At 63.8% G+C, this 15,581-nt stretch carries 12 protein-coding genes; 4 read left to right on the top strand and 8 right to left on the bottom strand.

Annotated features, from left to right (window positions below; genetic code table 11):
- Nucleotides 1-25: 25 nt before the first annotated feature.
- The gene (locus DMO26_RS07040) at nucleotides 26-865 is read left to right on the top strand and encodes a ferredoxin--NADP reductase (RefSeq protein ID WP_117191500.1); all 840 of its coding nucleotides are present in this window, start codon (nucleotides 26-28) and stop codon (nucleotides 863-865) included.
- A 402-nt stretch (nucleotides 866-1,267) separates the two neighbouring features.
- Nucleotides 1,268-1,498, top strand: a complete 231-nt coding sequence (locus DMO26_RS07035; RefSeq protein ID WP_117191315.1) for a hypothetical protein — start codon at nucleotides 1,268-1,270, stop codon at nucleotides 1,496-1,498.
- A 655-nt stretch (nucleotides 1,499-2,153) separates the two neighbouring features.
- Here DMO26_RS07035 and DMO26_RS07030 read toward each other — a convergent pair.
- The 6 genes from DMO26_RS07030 to DMO26_RS07005 form a co-directional block, all read right to left on the bottom strand.
- On the bottom strand, nucleotides 2,154-2,369 hold the full coding sequence (locus DMO26_RS07030) for a hypothetical protein (protein ID WP_117191314.1): 216 nt from the start codon (nucleotides 2,367-2,369) through the stop codon (nucleotides 2,154-2,156).
- Between the two features lie 1,062 nt (nucleotides 2,370-3,431).
- The gene (locus DMO26_RS07025) at nucleotides 3,432-3,974 is read right to left on the bottom strand and encodes a hypothetical protein (RefSeq protein ID WP_226951225.1); all 543 of its coding nucleotides are present in this window, start codon (nucleotides 3,972-3,974) and stop codon (nucleotides 3,432-3,434) included.
- Nucleotides 3,975-4,022: 48 nt separating this feature from the next.
- Entirely contained in the window at nucleotides 4,023-7,127 is a 3,105-nt protein-coding gene (uvrB, locus tag DMO26_RS07020) for an excinuclease ABC subunit UvrB (RefSeq protein WP_117191313.1), read from the bottom strand.
- Between the two features lie 100 nt (nucleotides 7,128-7,227).
- Nucleotides 7,228-9,225, bottom strand: coding sequence for a putative bifunctional diguanylate cyclase/phosphodiesterase (locus tag DMO26_RS07015; protein WP_117191312.1), 1,998 nt, complete (start codon nucleotides 9,223-9,225; stop codon nucleotides 7,228-7,230).
- 171 nt (nucleotides 9,226-9,396) lie between these two features.
- The gene (locus DMO26_RS07010) at nucleotides 9,397-10,632 is read right to left on the bottom strand and encodes a conjugal transfer protein (protein WP_226951213.1); all 1,236 of its coding nucleotides are present in this window, start codon (nucleotides 10,630-10,632) and stop codon (nucleotides 9,397-9,399) included.
- A gap of 70 nt (nucleotides 10,633-10,702) precedes the next feature.
- Nucleotides 10,703-11,542 (bottom strand): hypothetical protein, encoded by an 840-nt coding sequence (locus DMO26_RS07005; RefSeq protein WP_162894751.1) that lies wholly within the window; start codon nucleotides 11,540-11,542, stop codon nucleotides 10,703-10,705.
- A 210-nt stretch (nucleotides 11,543-11,752) separates the two neighbouring features.
- On the opposite strand from DMO26_RS07005, the gene DMO26_RS07000 reads away from it, so the two are divergent.
- Both DMO26_RS07000 and DMO26_RS06995 read left to right on the top strand, forming a co-directional pair.
- Complete coding sequence (locus tag DMO26_RS07000) at nucleotides 11,753-13,234, top strand: DUF1800 domain-containing protein (protein ID WP_117191310.1); 1,482 nt, start codon at nucleotides 11,753-11,755, stop codon at nucleotides 13,232-13,234.
- A gap of 3 nt (nucleotides 13,235-13,237) precedes the next feature.
- Nucleotides 13,238-14,416, top strand: coding sequence for a DUF1501 domain-containing protein (locus DMO26_RS06995; RefSeq protein WP_117191309.1), 1,179 nt, complete (start codon nucleotides 13,238-13,240; stop codon nucleotides 14,414-14,416).
- A gap of 6 nt (nucleotides 14,417-14,422) precedes the next feature.
- Here the strand turns inward: DMO26_RS06995 and DMO26_RS06990 are convergent, their stop codons facing one another.
- Nucleotides 14,423-15,010 (bottom strand): hypothetical protein, encoded by a 588-nt coding sequence (locus DMO26_RS06990; protein ID WP_117191308.1) that lies wholly within the window; start codon nucleotides 15,008-15,010, stop codon nucleotides 14,423-14,425.
- Between the two features lie 4 nt (nucleotides 15,011-15,014).
- Entirely contained in the window at nucleotides 15,015-15,440 is a 426-nt protein-coding gene (locus DMO26_RS06985) for an acyl-CoA thioesterase (RefSeq protein ID WP_117191307.1), read from the bottom strand.
- Nucleotides 15,441-15,581 lie beyond the last annotated feature (141 nt).

Genomic DNA, 15,581 nt, shown 5'->3' with positions numbered 1-15,581 from the left:
GACCGAAGAGACGAGACGGATAGGCATGAACGCTCCAGCGAAGACAGACGAATTTGCGGTCCAGAATCCGGCCCAGGGGACGGCGAAGATCCCGGACGGCGTTTATGCCGAGACGGTGCTTGCCGTCGAGCATTACACCGACCGCCTGTTCCGCTTCCGCATGACCCGGCCGGCCGGCTTCCGGTTCCGCTCGGGCGAATTCGCGATGATCGGCCTGATGGTCGGCGACAAGCCGGTCTACCGGGCCTATTCGGTAGCGAGCCCCGCCTGGGACGAGGAGCTGGAATTTTTCTCGATCAAGGTGCCGGACGGCCCGCTGACCTCGCACCTCCAGAAGATCAAGCCCGGCGACACGGTGCTGATGCGCAAGAAGCCGACCGGCACGCTGGTGCTCGACGCGCTGACGCCGGGCAAGCGGCTCTACATGTTCTCGACCGGCACCGGCATCGCGCCCTTCGCCAGCCTGATCCGCGACCCGGAGACCTACGAGAAGTTCGACGAGGTCATCCTGACGCATACCTGCCGCGAGGTGGCGGAGCTGAAATACGGCTTCGACCTCGTGGAGGAGATCAAGAACCACGAATTCCTGGCGGAGATCGTCGGCGACAAACTCAAGCATTACCCGACCGTCACCCGCGACGCCTCCTATCCGTACCGGGGCCGCATCACCGACCTGATCGAGAACGGCAAGCTGTTTTCCGATCTCGGCGTGCCGCCGCTCGACCCGGCGGTCGACCGCGGCATGATCTGCGGCTCGGCGGCGATGCTGAAGGACACCAAGGACCTGCTCGAAAAGGCGGGCCTCGTGGAAGGCTCCAACAACAAGCCCGGCGAATTCGTCATCGAACGGGCGTTTGTGGGGTGAGACGCGACGGCCTGCGGCCGGCAAAACGCTCCGGTGGAGCGTTTTGAGCGTCGAACGCCCTGAGCCCAACCAAGCGAAGGGCTGGGGGCGGCGCGTCACGCGCGACCCCGTTGCACATCTCCAGACACGCGGAGTCCCTCGCGCCGCGAACGCGGCGCTGCTGGATTCCTGTCACAAGGACAGGAATGACGGAGGAGAGGGTTGAGTCCACCGTCATGTTCCCTCCGTCGCCCGCATCACTTCACCCCTCCGCCGGCAGTATCTTCTCCCGTTCCCGCCGGGCGGCGTTCCAGCGTTTGCGGTCCCATGTGCCAATCCTGCTGCGGGCGATCTCGACACCGGCATCCTCCACCGACCGCCCCAGGGACGGCGGGATGTGAACGTTAGGCCGCAGCAGCCGAGTTGGTCGCGGGCGACGCGCGCCATGTCATAGACCTGATCGAAGAGACGGCGCTGCTCGGCGGTCAGGTTGCGCAGGCAGCAGGGCTCGCCGTTCGCTTTGAAATGCCACCAGCACGCATTCCTGCGCCGGCAACCGCGCCGGCGGCAAACCATATGCGGCAGGGCGAGCATTTCGGCGGTGCGGGAGGCGAGGGCGGTCTCGATCGTGGTCTGGACGGGCGGCGGCTTTGAATCGGACATGGTAACCCTTGGTGATGTCAGGTTTTCTCCTCGGGTGATCCTCGGGTTAAACCCGAGGACGAGGACGAGGATCGGACGGGGCGCTGAAAGCTGCCTCGTAGTTAAGTAGTAGGTGACACCTCTCAGCGCCCCGTTCGGCTGTTTTTGTCCGCGACTCCGGTTCCTCTGCGAAGGCCGGACCGGACGGTCCTTTGCCGCCGGTTTCGTCCCCGGACCCGATCCGGGAATCCAGACCGGAAATCCGGCGAAACCATCCGGGTCAGCCCTCATGTGTGCCGCACAGGCACGCCCGGCGCGCTCTTTCGGGCATCGGAAGCGAAAAGGCCGGTCCGTAACCGCATCGCTTCTCCCGTGTCGCCGGAGGGAAACCATTTTCCGCGAACCCGATGCGGGAGGCTTTGCGTCCTATCCTCCCGCACCGCGCTGGCCCCGCCTCACTGGCACGCCTGCCAGCGTATCCGAAACGGGACGGGCACAGTATAGGCAGGGGTCCTGAGAGCGGGGATGAAAACGGCGCGGAAAAAATTTTTTCCTCTGCAGCAGAGGAAGGAAAATCAAAGGCTTGGCTGAAAATATGGGTGCCGGAGCGCCGGAAAACGGGGCGTGATCTTCCCCGCCGGATCGCTGGTTTGCGACCGATGGCGGCTCAGGCGGCCTGGCGGGCGGCCGGCGGCGCGGCGAGCCGGTGCTGGACCTGATCGATATCGCCGCGCACATACAGCGCCACCGGCTTGCCACCGGCCCCGGTCACCGCCAGCGCGATGATCGTCACCCCTTCCTCGAAGGTCGTGACATAGGCCACGTGGTCCGGATTGACGTAGACGGGCTGGTTGTGGGTGTTCTTGAAGCCGATCAGCGCCACGGGACTCTCCTTCTCAGTTTGGCTGATACGTCAATGCCATGAGGAGGTTGAGGGAGGTTTAATGGGGGATGGGGAGATTTCGACAGTTGATTTCGCTGCCACGTTATCAGTTTGAAATTTGCGCAAATTCGGCTTCCTGCAGTCGCCCCAGAAAATAATAAAAAAATAGTTGCTATTGTTCAAACAGATATGTCTCGATCATAGAGGAATCAAGTATGAACTGGTAGCTTGGAGGCCTCATGCACCTTTTCAATCAGTCCCCGAAGTATCCTCTTAGGTGGCACGACCTGAGGAAGACTTTCAGCCAAGCAAGACTTACGGAAAAATGGCGCAAGAAGGTTCGTCATCAAGTCAGAAATTCTTTCTTTCCGGACGCGATAGATTTTTCAGATATACATGTCAATATTGATGGATATGCAAAAAGAATAAGGGAAGAAATCTCAAGCGGGGGATATCTTCCTGCTATAGCAGCCCGCTATAGAGTGGAGAAATCCCGTGGGCGTGCACAGTGTACTTTGGCTTCTCTCCAGATATGCCAAACCACTTACATTTCTCAAGACGGCATAGCGTCTAATTTTAAAACAAGCACTTCACCCCTTCACCTATCGTCTAATTGGGGGCTACGCTGGGCGAGTCTTACATGATGCCAAGATGGCACATCAATTACGGCTGCTCACCAGTTAAATCCGTGATCGAGGAGCGGAAACGGTATTTTAATACCTCTACGATTTATCAATAGATCCCAAAACGATCCCCAAGATATTGCCTATTATCAAGGCGACGAATCCCACTTCTCCCTTGAAATGTTCGCATTCAAAGTTTCTTTTAATGAAATCGATACTTTTAACCCCCGATTGCCGCCTAAAGTTAAATTGCAGATACAAAAAACTCATGCGGAAATATTGGGCGAAGTTAGCTATCGAGACGGCGGGCTGTTTTAATATGTTTCGCCATCTATGTGCTACGCAAAATTAAAAACAGAAGTCACCGCCCCGGCCGCCCCCGTCTTCCCCTTCCTCCGCCTCTGCGCTTCTGCTCCCCGCCCGGAACGAAGGCGGTCGGTTATGTCCGTGCGATGGCAAGCAGCCACGCCAGGATGTCGAACAGCAGCAACAATAGCGCGGCCTGCAAGGCCACCCGGAGCCGCTGAATGATCCGCCAGTTGCTCGCCATGTCGGCCTTGATGCGAAGGGCGAGGGCACGGCGCATGCCCGACAGCGTCGAGGGCCTGTCGCCGTCCACATAGCTTTCCAGCAATTCCTCGGGATCGAAGCGGAACGTGTAGCGGTGGTAGGGCCAAAGCATGAAGACGATCAATCCGCCGATGCAGAACAGCAGCACCACCGCAATCCAGTCCCACGGCCCGAGGCCGTCGGACAGCGCCCTCGCGCCGAGCAGCGAATTGACGAAGGCCGTGGCGAAGATGAGGCTTCCGGCCCGGGCATTCATGCTTTCCACCACACCCTGCTGGTGATTGAGGCCCCGAACCGCCTCGTCGTAGACGAAGGCAAGACGCGGATCGTCCTCCACTGGGGCTCCCGTGCGGCTCCCGCTGCCCTCCCGCGGCTCTGAAAGCTCGACCATGGATATGCCTTTCCGGCCCATCGCGCTCAACGGCGTGTCATCCGATCCGTCACCGGAACGGTCGTGGCCTTACCGCCCCGGCCGTCCCGTCTTGCCCTTGGTCCGCCCCTTGCGCTTCTGTTCCGCGTTCGGACCATACTGGCCCTCACCCTCATAGCTCCCCGCGCCGATCTTGCCGCGGACGACGGGGCGAGGGTCGTCACCGCGTTCCGGCTGGCCTTCGAGAAGGGGCGAAAACCGTTTGCCAGCCTCCGCCTCCGCCTCCGGCTTCGGCGGCATTTTCCCGGTGACGGGTTTTTCCGTGCGGCCGACGGTCATTTCGTCGAGCGTGTTCTTGCGGAAGAGGGATGGTCCTCGAGCTTGACCCGAGGATGGTTCGGCGATGTCGCGGCCCATGTCGTCGAGCTGCGGCTTGCGGAAGAGCGGGGTTGCGGTGTCGGTGCCCGGGCCCATGTCGTCGAGGGAGGGTTTGGCGAAGAGCGAGGTCGAGGGTGAGACTTGCCCCTCATCCGCCCTGCCGGGCACCTTCTCCCCGCCTGCGGGGAGAAGGGATTCGCGGGTGCCGCCCTTCGTTCCGCTCTTGCCGCCGCGTTCCTGGCTGCGTGCCTCGTCTCTCGCGATCGGGTCGTCCATGGCCGAAAGCTCGGCGGCCTTGAGGCGTTTGATCTCGTCGCGGAGTCTTGCGGCTTTTTCGAAGTCGAGGTTGGCGGCGGCGTCGCGCATGCTCTTTTCGAGCGCGTTGAGATGGGCCTGGAGATTGTTGCCGACGAGGTGGCCGCCGTCTGCAAAACCCTTGCCGGAGACGCCGGAAATATCGGCGCGGACGTGGTCGCGTTCGTAGACGGAATCGAGGATGTCGGAGATCTTCGCCTTCACCGATTCCGGCGTGATGCCGTGGGCGGCGTTGTATTCCATCTGCTTTTCGCGGCGCCGCGCGGTCTCGTCCATGGCGCGCTGCATCGAGCCGGTAATGGTGTCGGCATAAAGGATGACCTTGCCGTCGACGTTACGGGCGGCGCGCCCGATCGTCTGGATGAGCGAGGTTTCGGAGCGGAGGAACCCTTCCTTGTCGGCATCGAGGATGGCGACGAAGCCGCATTCGGGAATGTCGAGGCCTTCGCGCAGGAGGTTGATGCCGACCAGGCAATCGAAGGCGCCCAGCCGCAGATCGCGGATGATCTCGATGCGCTCCAGCGTGTCGATGTCCGAATGCATGTAGCGCACGCGAACACCCTGTTCGTGCAGGTATTCGGTGAGATCCTCGGCCATGCGCTTGGTGAGCACGGTGCAGAGCGTCCGGTACCCCTTGGCGGAGGTCTCGCGGATTTCGCCGAGCACGTCGTCGACCTGGGAGCGGGCGGAACGGACTTCCACCGGAGGGTCGATCAGGCCGGTCGGGCGGATGACCTGTTCGGCGAAGACGCCGCCGGACTGTTCCATTTCCCAATTGCCGGGTGTGGCGGAGACGGAAATGGTCTGCGGCCGCATGGCGTCCCATTCCTCGAAGCGCAGCGGCCGGTTGTCCATGCAGGACGGCAGGCGGAAACCGTATTCGGCGAGCGTCGCCTTGCGGCGGAAGTCGCCGCGATACATGCCGCCGATCTGCGGCACGGTGACATGGCTTTCGTCGATGAAGATCAGCGCGTTGTCCGGGATGTATTCGAAGAGCGTCGGCGGCGGCTCGCCGGGGCGGCGGCCGGTGAGGTAACGCGAATAGTTCTCGATGCCGGCGCAGGAGCCGGTCGCCTCCATCATCTCCAGATCGTAGCGGGTGCGCTGTTCGAGGCGCTGGGCCTCCAGCAGGCGGCCGGCCTTTTCGAGCTCGGCGAGCCGGTGTTTCAGCTCCTCCTTGATCGATTTGATCGCGGCGTTGAGGGTGGGGCGCGGGGTGACGTAATGCGAATTGGCGTAGATCTTCACCGATTTCAGGTCGCCGGTCTTCTGGCCGGTGAGCGGGTCGAACTCGGTGATCGCGTCGATCTCGTCGCCGAACATCGAGATGCGCCAGGCCGCGTCTTCCAGGTGGGCGGGGAAAATTTCGATCGTATCGCCGCGGACCCTGAACGAGCCGCGCACGAAATTGATGTCCTGGCGCTTGTATTGCTGCGCCACCAGGTCTGCCAATAACTGACGTTGGTCCAATCGGTCGCCGACCGTCATCTGGAAGGTCATCGCCGTATAGGTCTCGACCGAGCCGATACCGTAGATGCAGGAGACCGAGGCGACGATGATGCAGTCGTCGCGCTCCAGAATGGCGCGGGTGGCGGCGTGGCGCATCCGGTCGATCTGTTCGTTGATCGACGATTCCTTCTCGATATAGGTGTCGGAGCGCGGCACATAGGCTTCCGGCTGGTAATAGTCGTAATAGGAGACGAAATATTCGACCGCGTTGTTGGGGAAGAAGTTTTTGAACTCGGAATAGAGCTGCGCGGCGAGCGTCTTGTTGGGGGCGAGGATCACGGCCGGGCGCTGGGTGCGGGCGATCACCTGCGCCATGGTGAAGGTCTTGCCGGAACCGGTGACGCCGAGCAGGACCTGCGACCGTTCGCCGGAATTGATGCCGTCGACGAGGTCGGCGATGGCGGTCGGCTGGTCGCCGGAGGGCTGGTATTCGGTGACCATCTCGATCGGGATGCCGCCCTCGGATTTCTGGGGGCGCTCGGGACGGTGCGGCGTCCACAGCTTGCCGTCCTTGAACAGCGGATTGCCGCTCTCGATCAGCTTCGACAAGGCCTCGACCGTGGCGGTGACGGCGCCCGGAGCCAGAGAGGGGGCCAGGCTCTGAGCCTCTTCCAGCGAGACGTCGAGGCCGGCGACCGGGTTGAGCCCGGCGCGGGCGCGGGTCTTCGGATCGGAGGAGGCGCCGATCGACACGCCGCGGGCGGTCTTCGAGGCGGTGGTGTTTTTCGCGGTTTTCTGGGCGGTTTTCGGCGCGTCCTTCGCAGCCTGTTTGATGGCCTCCTCGCGGGCGGCGATCTCGATCTTCTTGCGGTGTTTGCCGGCCTTCGAGGCGATCTCGCGCTGCGTTTCGATGCCCGATGCCTCCGCCTCGGCCTCGAGCTGCCTCACCCAGTCGGCGACGCTGCCGGAAAGCGGCGCGCCCTCAAATGAAGACTGCGGTACTTCCTCGAAACCTGCGTTTCGGGCGGGGGATTTTTTCGATGATCTGGCCATGCCGCGAATATGGAGGGAGTCATCGCGAAAGGGAAGGGGGCGAGGTCACAAAACCAGTACAAAAGGGAAACGGATATGGGCGAGGGCGAAGAGCCGGAAATCACGCCACGTCGCGCCGCTGCGCCAGCGCCCGCCGGCTTTCGATCCAGCCGGGGAGGCGTTCGGCGGGCATCGGGCGGCCGAAGAAATAGCCCTGGGCGACGCCGCAGCCGAGGGTTCGGAGCACGGCGGCCTCCTCCTCGCTTTCGACGCCCTCGACCACCACGTCCATGGAGAGCGCCCGGCCGAGCCCGACCAGCGCGCCGACGATCTCCTGGTTCTGGCGACTCCGATGGATGCCGGCGACGAAGCGGCGGTCGAGCTTCAGGCGGTCGACCTTCAGCGAGATCAGATAGGCGAGCGAGGAATGGCCGGCGCCGAAATCGTCGACCGCCAGCTTGTAGCCGGAACGTTCGATGCGCTTCAGCTGCTCGCCGGCGACCAGCGTGTCGAGGATCGCCTCCTCGGTGATCTCGATTTCGAACAGCGACGGATCGATGAGATGCGCCTCGGTGATACAGTCGAGCACGTCGGTGACGGAATAGAGGCCGAACTCGCGCGGCGAGACGTTGATCGACACCGTCGCCTGCGGCAGGCCGAGCCCTGGCAGTCGGTTCAGGAGCCGGCAGGCGGCTTCCGCGACGGTCGCCGTCAGCCTGTCGGCAAGATTGGCGGCCTGCGCCGCGGCGACGATTTCCGGCGGTGAGATCGGCCCGAGATAGGGATGGTGCCAGCGCACCAGCGCCTCGAACCCGGTGATCTTTCCGGAACAGAGGTCGATCTGCGGCTGGAACCAGGCTTCCACGCCGCCCTCGGCGAGCGCGTCGGCAAGCTCCTGTTCGATCTGGTGCTGGCGGTCGGCCTGCGAGCGGAAGGCCGGTTCGAATTCGCGCCACTGGCGCCGCCCGCCGTCCTTGGCGCGGTAGAGCGCCATGTCGGCGCTGACGAACAGGTCCTCGGCCGTATCCGCGTGGTCCGGGAAGACGGCGATGCCGATCGAGGTTCCAACGACGGTCGGCTGCTTGTCGAGCATGACCGGCTGGCGGCCGCGTTCGAGAAGGGCTTCGGCCAGCCGGCGGCTGCGTCCGGCTGCATCCGGCCCGCCGACGATGACGGCGAATTCGTCGCCGCCGAGACGCGCGATGGTGCCCTTTCCGTCGACGGCCGAGCGCAGCCTTTCGCTCACCTCGATCAGCAACGTGTCGCCGGCGCTGTGGCCGAGCGTGTCGTTGATCGATTTGAAGCGGTCGAGGTCGAGGATCAGCAGGGCGAGCTGCTCTTCCTGCTGGCGCGCTTCGGCTATGCACGTGCTCAGCGCGGCATTGAATGCGGCGCGGTTGGCAAGCCCGGTCAGCGGATCGCAGCTGGCCAGCACTTTCAGCCGGTAGTTGGCGCGCAGAATGTCGCCATTGGCGGAGGAGAGGGAATCGGCGAGCGCCGTCGCCTGCAGCTTGCCGAGGACATTGCCGACGAAGATCGCCTGGCTCATACGGCTGCTGCGGATGAGGATGATCGCCAGGGCAACGACATTGAGCGCCAGCAGCCAGCTGCCGGGACTGCCGCTGAATGCGAACGACAGGATCACGGAAGCGTGCGGCGGCAGCGCGAAGGCGAGCGAAATGGGACTGTAGCCGACCCCCATCAGCACCGCGCCGGTGGCGATCCCCAGCATCATCAGATAGAGCGCGCCATCCCGGCCGATCGCCTCGAAACCCGGCAGCGACAGGGGAAGGCAGGCCCAGGCGATGCCGCTCAGGAGTGCGCCCACCGTCATCGCGTCCAATGCCGCCTGTGGGGAGTGGTCGATGGTTTCCCAGCGTTTCAGAATGGAGGCCATGGCGACGCGCAGGATCAAGCTGGCGATGACGGCCAGAAACCAGGCGATTGCAGGCAGACCGAACTCGCGGCTCACACCGACGACGAACAATGCGGATGCCGACACGCCGGCATTGGTTAGGACCGTCGACAGCAGCCTTTCGAGCATCGTCGCTGCCTGGGCGCGTTTGACGTCCAATGCGAGGGCCGGATCTGTGCGGCCGGTCTTGAGTTCCGCTTCCATCGAGCTTAGTAAAGCCTAGTCCATCATCGAATGGCTGTACTATCCCCGCGCTCCAATAAGAAAGTATTGACCGAGCCGCGATTCCGGAATTGTCCTGCGCTTATACTGAACAAAGAAGTAACGCCGCAGATTATCGCAGAATCCGGAGCTCTGCCGCTGCCGGTGCGGCACTCAGATGATGACCGGCATCATCCAAGCGACGAACTCGGAGCTTACGGCCCCGGAGGCGTCCCTTTCGGTCAGGGGATACGTCATCTCCTTGATCGTGCGGGATTGATTGCCGCCGAGCAGCGTCACGCTGGTGTCCGTCCAGCGCATCACGAAGCCCACATGGCCCGGACCCGTGGCCCAGGCGGGATCGCCGAAGGGCGCATAGCGGCGCACGCCGATCGCCCCGAATACCGGTCTGGGCAGCTTCCGGAACTGATTGTTCTTGTTCCAGTAGAAGGACCGGGCTCCGGGATGATTGGTGCCCATATGGCCGCTGCCGACGAGGCAATAGTTGACGAAGGCCGCACACCAGTCCACCTCGTCGCCGCCAACGGGATCGAACCAGGGGGCGCAGACCTCGAAATAGCGAAGAATGCGGGGATTTTCACCCGGATCGTCCCATTGTGTTCTTTCGACCGCGGGCAGGGCCGCTTCGCGGCTGGCGACCGTCATCCAGTCGTTCGCTGCCGATGCGGCCGAGGAAAGAGTGTCCGAAGCCTGCCCGAGCAGAGGGGCCGGAGGCGCGTTCGCTCGGACCGTTCCCTCGATCCATCCTTCGATCTTCCGGATGGTGCGGGCAACCTTGTCCAGTTCCGGTTTAGTCAGCGACGAGAGCACGGCGGTCAGGGCGATCCCGGTGTCGATCCCGATCTGTCGGGCATATTGGTCGGAATCGTTCTCGTTCGGCGGCGCATAACGGAATATCGCGTCCTTGAGCGTCAGCCTTGCATAGGACGCGGTTTTGAGAAGGGCGACGATCGCCGCCATCCCGACCGCCTCGTCGGGAAAGATGGCGAAGCTGCCGTCGTCGCCGATCGCGCCGCAATTGACGGAGAAATCCCCCTTGCGGATATTGCCGGGATTGCAGTTGCGCCACGATCGCGATCCGCTTTCCCGAACCTGTTCCCGGCCGGCGCCGTCAATGTAAAGAATGGTCTTCGGCGCGATGACCCGGGCGTGCACGAATTCGCCGGGCTGGCCCGCCGGCGGCGGCGTCGGCTCGTCCATGTTGGCGACCGGCGGCCTTGTCGGCATCCACGCGGTGCGGGCGCTGGCAGATCCGGAAGGAGCCGGACCATAGACGACGGTATAGCCGCCGTCCTTCTTGTCGATGGAGATGACGGTAAAGCCGTCGAGCGCGATGAGGCGCAGAACCTTGTTCAGTTCCGACTCGGGGACACCTGTGATCGTGGTCATGCATCTCCTCCTTCAAAACGATGGATCAAAGCGGGTCTTGCGTCGGAAAACCGAAGGACGGCCGGGCGGCTTACCTTAGCCCCTTGGCCTGGACGAACCTGGCCCGGGAGGAGGCAAACTGCGGGGCGTAAACGAACTCCGTCAGCGAGGCGGCAATCTTCTCCTGGGCGAGCCATTGCCTGATCGTCTGCGGAGCGTCCGGGGATTTGTCGATGTAACCGTTGATCAGCGCCGACGCGTTGTCGGCCGAAAAGGCATAAACGGTCTCGACCTTGGCATCTTCGGAGCGGGCCAGCACATCCGACGTCTGCTCGTCGATGCCGATCAGTCCGGCCGTGATGGTGCCGGCCGATGCGTATTCGTTGACGTCCATCAGCGCCAATTCGAGCGGATAGGCCGCCGTGTCGAGTGCGAGCTTGCTGAGGATCGACGAGCGAACCCTGTTCCTGTTCGCCCGCATCTGCTTCTGCAGGAACTGGATGGTCTTTTCCGACAGGATGTTCTTGTCGTATGCGGCGTGGGCACCCTTGATCCCCGTGTCCACGGCCGCGAGCGCGGTCTTGGCGGCCTTGGCGGCGGCCAGCGTTCCCGCACCGCTCAGCGAAAGGCTGGTCAGCGTGGCCAGGAACGGCACGCCCTGGCTTTCCTGGGTCAGCTCGGCCGAGAAACGCGCATACTGGACATCGATCGATCCCATGGCGCTGAGGACGATGGAATTGCGGATGCCGCGCCGGTCGGCTTCGTCCGTCTCGTGATAGGCCCTCAGCCGCTTGGCCGAATAACCGTCCGCAAAATAGGCGGAGGTGACCCCGTTATACTGGCTGAGGTTCGGTCCCCCCGCCACGGACGGTGTGCAACCCGCGGTAATGGCCATCGCGGCCGCGACAAGAGCGCAGCGATATTTCCCCATGTGCCCACCCCCTCAGATAAGCTTAATAAAGTATGATTGAAAATAAGAACTAATGCAACAAATAAGCGAATTGGGAGGCCGGTTCGCGTTCTTGGGAACGTTGCCACGCCGCCGACGTTACAAAATCTCCATGTCCCGAAAAGGCCGCATTTTTTGACCGTTTCCACCACATTTGTCGCCGAACCTGAGTGCCCAAAGAGGAGTGATCGAATGGCACTTCCGAATTCGACCATGGCGAACCCGACCCTGGCCGCAATCCGTTTCGGTTATGGGCTGCGGCCCGGCGAAGAGGCTCCGCGCGACGCCGATGCGCTGCTGGCGCAGCTCAACGAGGGCGCGAAAGAAAGGCCGGGCTTTCCCCGCGAAGGGGCGGGCGGCCGGCTGGAGACGGCGACGCGTGTCCTTTCGGTCCGGGCGGCCGAGGCGAAGGCGGCGCAGGCCGGCAATCCGAACGAGAGCATCCGCAGGGAAACCCAGCGCGAGGCGCAGCGCATCTACCGCCAGGACGCGATGGCGCGGCTTGGCCAGGCCATTCATTCGCCGCTCGGCTTCCACGAGCGGCTGGCGAGCTTCTGGGTCGATCATTTCTCCGTCAGCGTCCTGAAATCGCTGCCGATGCGGATGATCGTGCCGCTCTACGAGGCGCAGGCGATCCGCCCCAATCTCGCCGGCTCGTTTTCGAGACTGCTGCAGGCGGCGATCCTGCATCCGGCCATGCTGATCTATCTCGACCAGAACCAGAGCGTCGGGCCGGATTCGGTTGCCGGACGGCGCGACAATCGCGGCCTCAACGAAAACCTCGGCCGCGAGCTTCTGGAACTTCACACGCTCGGCGCCGGCAGCGGTTATACGCAGGACGACGTGCGCGCCGCGGCACTGATCCTGACCGGCCTGTCGGTCGACAACCGGGCGCTCGAAGTGGTTTATCGGCCGCGGCTGGCGGAGGCCGGGCCGATCACACTGCTCGGCAGATCCTACCAGGACGACGAGGGCGGCCAGGACCACGTCCTGATGCTGGAGGATCTCGCGGCCGACCCCAAGACGGCCCTGCATGTTTCCCGCAAGCTCGTCCGGCATTTCATCGCCGACGATCCGCCGCAGGAGGTGGTGGCGGCGATGACGGATGCCTGGGCGAAGAGCGAGGGCGACCTGACCGAGGTCTATCGCGCCATGCTGACCCATCCGCTCGCCTGGGCCGATCCCGGCCGGAAGATCAAGAGGCCGTTCGAATTCCTGGTGTCGGGCTTCCGCGCCCTCGATCTGCCGGAGAAGAACCTTGCCGGTCTCCTGCGCGACATGGAGGCGGGGGACGACGAGGGGCCTGTCGGCAAGGCCATGGAAATGGCCGGCGCGGCCGATGCGGAGGAGACGAAGAAACGGGCCGGCCGCGCCAACGGGCTGACGCTCGGGGCATTGCAGCGCATGGGCCAGCCGATCTGGCAGCCGCCGAGCCCGGCCGGTTTTGCCGACGAGGCGAGCGTCTGGCTGGCGCCGAGCCAGCTCAGCGAGCGGATCGCCTGGTCGCGCATGATCGGGCGCCTGTTCGCCCAGAGATTGGAGCCGCCGGCCTTCCTGGAGGCGGCGCTCGCCGACGCCGCCCGGCCGGAAACCCGCCGGATCGTGGCGCAGGCTCCCAACAAGGTGCACGGCCTCGCCATGGTTCTCGCATCCCCCGAGTTCAACAGGAGATAGGAGATGACCATACCTGAACGCTTCCTGTTGTCCCGCCGCGGCTTTCTTGCCGGCGCCTGCTGTGCGGCGGCGGCCCCGGTGCTGACGCCGGTGAGCTTCGCCGCGATGCCGGGCGACAACCGCTTCGTGACGATCATCCTGCGCGGCGCGATGGACGGGCTCGATTTCGTCCAGCCGCATGGTGACCCCGCCTTTGCGGCGCTGAGGCCGAAACTCGGCCTGAGGCCCGATACGGGGCTCATCGATCTCGACGGCTTCTTCGGCCTCAACCCGGCGGCGTCCGCGCTGATGCCGCTGTGGCAGGCGGGCGAAGTTTCCTTCGTGCATGCGGTCTCGACGCCCTATCGCGACCAGCGCAGCCATTTCGACGGGCAGGACATGCTGGAGACCGGCGGCACCGATACCAGCCAGCGGACCGGCTGGCTGAACCGGGCGCTGGCGGTGATCCCGCGGGCCGATGCGCGCAAGGCGATCGACATCAACACCTCGATGGAACTGATCCTGACCGGTCCGAACGAGGCGGATTCCTGGTCGAGCCAGAGCAATTTCGCGCTGGCGGAGGACGAGATCGCCTTCCTGGAACGGCTCTATGCCAGCGACGAGCCTTTCGCCAGGGCGATGGCGGAAGCGCGGAGGACGGATGTCTCGGCCGATTCCCTCTATGGCGATGCCAGGCGCGGGGCAGGCATCGCCGACATGGCGCGGCTTGCGGGCGGCATGCTGCGCGACGACTACCGGATCGCCAGCTTCTCGATCAACGGCTGGGATACGCATGTCGGCCAGAAGGCGCAGTTCGGCAAGGCGGTCGGTGATCTGGCGACGGCCGTCACCGTGCTGAAGGAAACGCTCGGCGGCGAGGCCTGGAAAAAGACGGTCGTGCTGGCGATGACCGAATTCGGCCGTACGGCACGGGAGAACGGCACCAACGGCACCGACCACGGCACCGGCGGGCTTGCCGTGCTGGCCGGCGGCGCGATGGCGGGCGGCAGGGTTCTGGGCCGGTGGCCGGGGCTCGCCGCCGACAAGCTGCTCGACGGCCGCGACCTGATGCCGACCGGCGACGTGCGCGAAGTGGCCGCCGCCATGCTCTACCGCCAGTTCGGCGTCTCGCCCGACAACCTGACGGCCAAGGTCTTCCCTGGGCTCGGCTTCGATGCGTCGTCGGTCTATCTGAAGGGATGACCGTCCTCAGGTGAGGAAATCGTAGACCCGGAAGATCCAGTAGAGCTGGTAGAGGAGCGCGAAGGCGACGAAGGCGGCGTGATAGCGCCGATTGGCGGTCGCCGCGGCGACCAGCGCCAGCACGATGTAGATCGCCGTACGGATCGGATATTCCGGGCCGAGCGAGGCGAAGTATTCCGCCCCCTTCAGCGCCGTGTCGAGAAGATCGGTGACGAGCAGACCCGCCAGGAAACTGAAGAACCACTTTCGCCGCGACAGGAAATAATGCTCGTAGCCGTCGTAATCCTGCATCGAGGTGGGGAAGAGCAGCGCGCAGAGGAAGAAGAACAGGGCGCAGAAGACGATGAGGAAGAGATAGGTCGCAAAGCCGATCGCCGGCAGGGCGTGCAGGCGGTATTCCCACCACCAGAAATGTACCAGGAAGAGGAACAGGAACGCCACCCAGCCGAGATGCACGGCATAGATGCGCGCGGCCTTGGGATGCTGCACGATGCCGGCGAGCCCGTTCAGGAGCCGCGCCAGGCTGAGGCTGACCACCATGCCCATGACGACGCGGATATGCGCGAATGTCTCGGCGGCGGTCACGGCATCCATGGCGTCATTCCTCCGGCGGGACGGGCGTCGGCTGGCCGTGCTCGTCGAGCGCCACCATGATGAAGGTGCCCGCGGTGACCTTTTCCAGCATCCGGTGGCGCGCGCGGTGCGCCCAGGCCTCAACGTTCAGCGTGATCGACGTGCGGCCGACGCGGGTGATCTCCGTATAGACGTTCAGCGTGTCGCCGATCTTCACCGGCAGTTCGAAGGCCATTTCCTTGACGGCGGCCGTCACCACGCGGCCGCGGGCGCGCTCGGCGGCGCGGATACCGCTCGCCAGGTCCATCTGCGCCATGACCCAGCCGCCGAAGATATCGCCGGCCGCATTGGCGTCCGCGGGCATGGCAAGCGTCCTGAGCGTCAGTTCGCCGGTCGGTTTCCCAAGCGGTTTCCCGAGCGGTTTCTCAGGCGGCTGCAAAGTTTCGGCCATGGTCGTCCTTTCCGGCACGTTCGGGCGATTCCCTTCGAAACGACACTAGAACGGCGCGGCGAAGATGCAAACGCCTCCGGCGAATACGGTTTTCGTCAATTGTTTTAGTGCCGGCTAACTCACGCGGTTCGTGATTTAGAA

Source organism: Rhizobium terrae, from assembly GCF_003425685.1.
GTDB classification, from domain to species: domain Bacteria; phylum Pseudomonadota; class Alphaproteobacteria; order Rhizobiales; family Rhizobiaceae; genus Neorhizobium; species Neorhizobium terrae.
Note: the sequence above shows the minus strand (reverse complement) of the source record. Positions and strands in the feature narration are given on the sequence as shown.

What these genes read in the sequence shown, in the direction of transcription:
- DMO26_RS07040 (WP_117191500.1), top strand. Translation starts at nt 26, where the DNA reads ATGAACGCTCCAGCGAAGACAGACGAATTTGCGGTCCAGAATCCGGCC.
- DMO26_RS07025 (WP_226951225.1), bottom strand. Translation starts at nt 3,974, where the DNA reads ATGGGCCGGAAAGGCATATCCATGGTCGAGCTTTCAGAGCCGCGGGAG.
- uvrB (WP_117191313.1), bottom strand. Translation starts at nt 7,127, where the DNA reads ATGGCCAGATCATCGAAAAAATCCCCCGCCCGAAACGCAGGTTTCGAG.
- DMO26_RS07015 (WP_117191312.1), bottom strand. Translation starts at nt 9,225, where the DNA reads ATGGAAGCGGAACTCAAGACCGGCCGCACAGATCCGGCCCTCGCATTG.
- DMO26_RS07010 (WP_226951213.1), bottom strand. Translation starts at nt 10,632, where the DNA reads ATGACCACGATCACAGGTGTCCCCGAGTCGGAACTGAACAAGGTTCTG.
- DMO26_RS07005 (WP_162894751.1), bottom strand. Translation starts at nt 11,542, where the DNA reads ATGGGGAAATATCGCTGCGCTCTTGTCGCGGCCGCGATGGCCATTACC.
- DMO26_RS07000 (WP_117191310.1), top strand. Translation starts at nt 11,753, where the DNA reads ATGGCACTTCCGAATTCGACCATGGCGAACCCGACCCTGGCCGCAATC.
- DMO26_RS06995 (WP_117191309.1), top strand. Translation starts at nt 13,238, where the DNA reads ATGACCATACCTGAACGCTTCCTGTTGTCCCGCCGCGGCTTTCTTGCC.
- DMO26_RS06990 (WP_117191308.1), bottom strand. Translation starts at nt 15,010, where the DNA reads ATGGATGCCGTGACCGCCGCCGAGACATTCGCGCATATCCGCGTCGTC.
- DMO26_RS06985 (WP_117191307.1), bottom strand. Translation starts at nt 15,440, where the DNA reads ATGGCCGAAACTTTGCAGCCGCCTGAGAAACCGCTCGGGAAACCGCTT.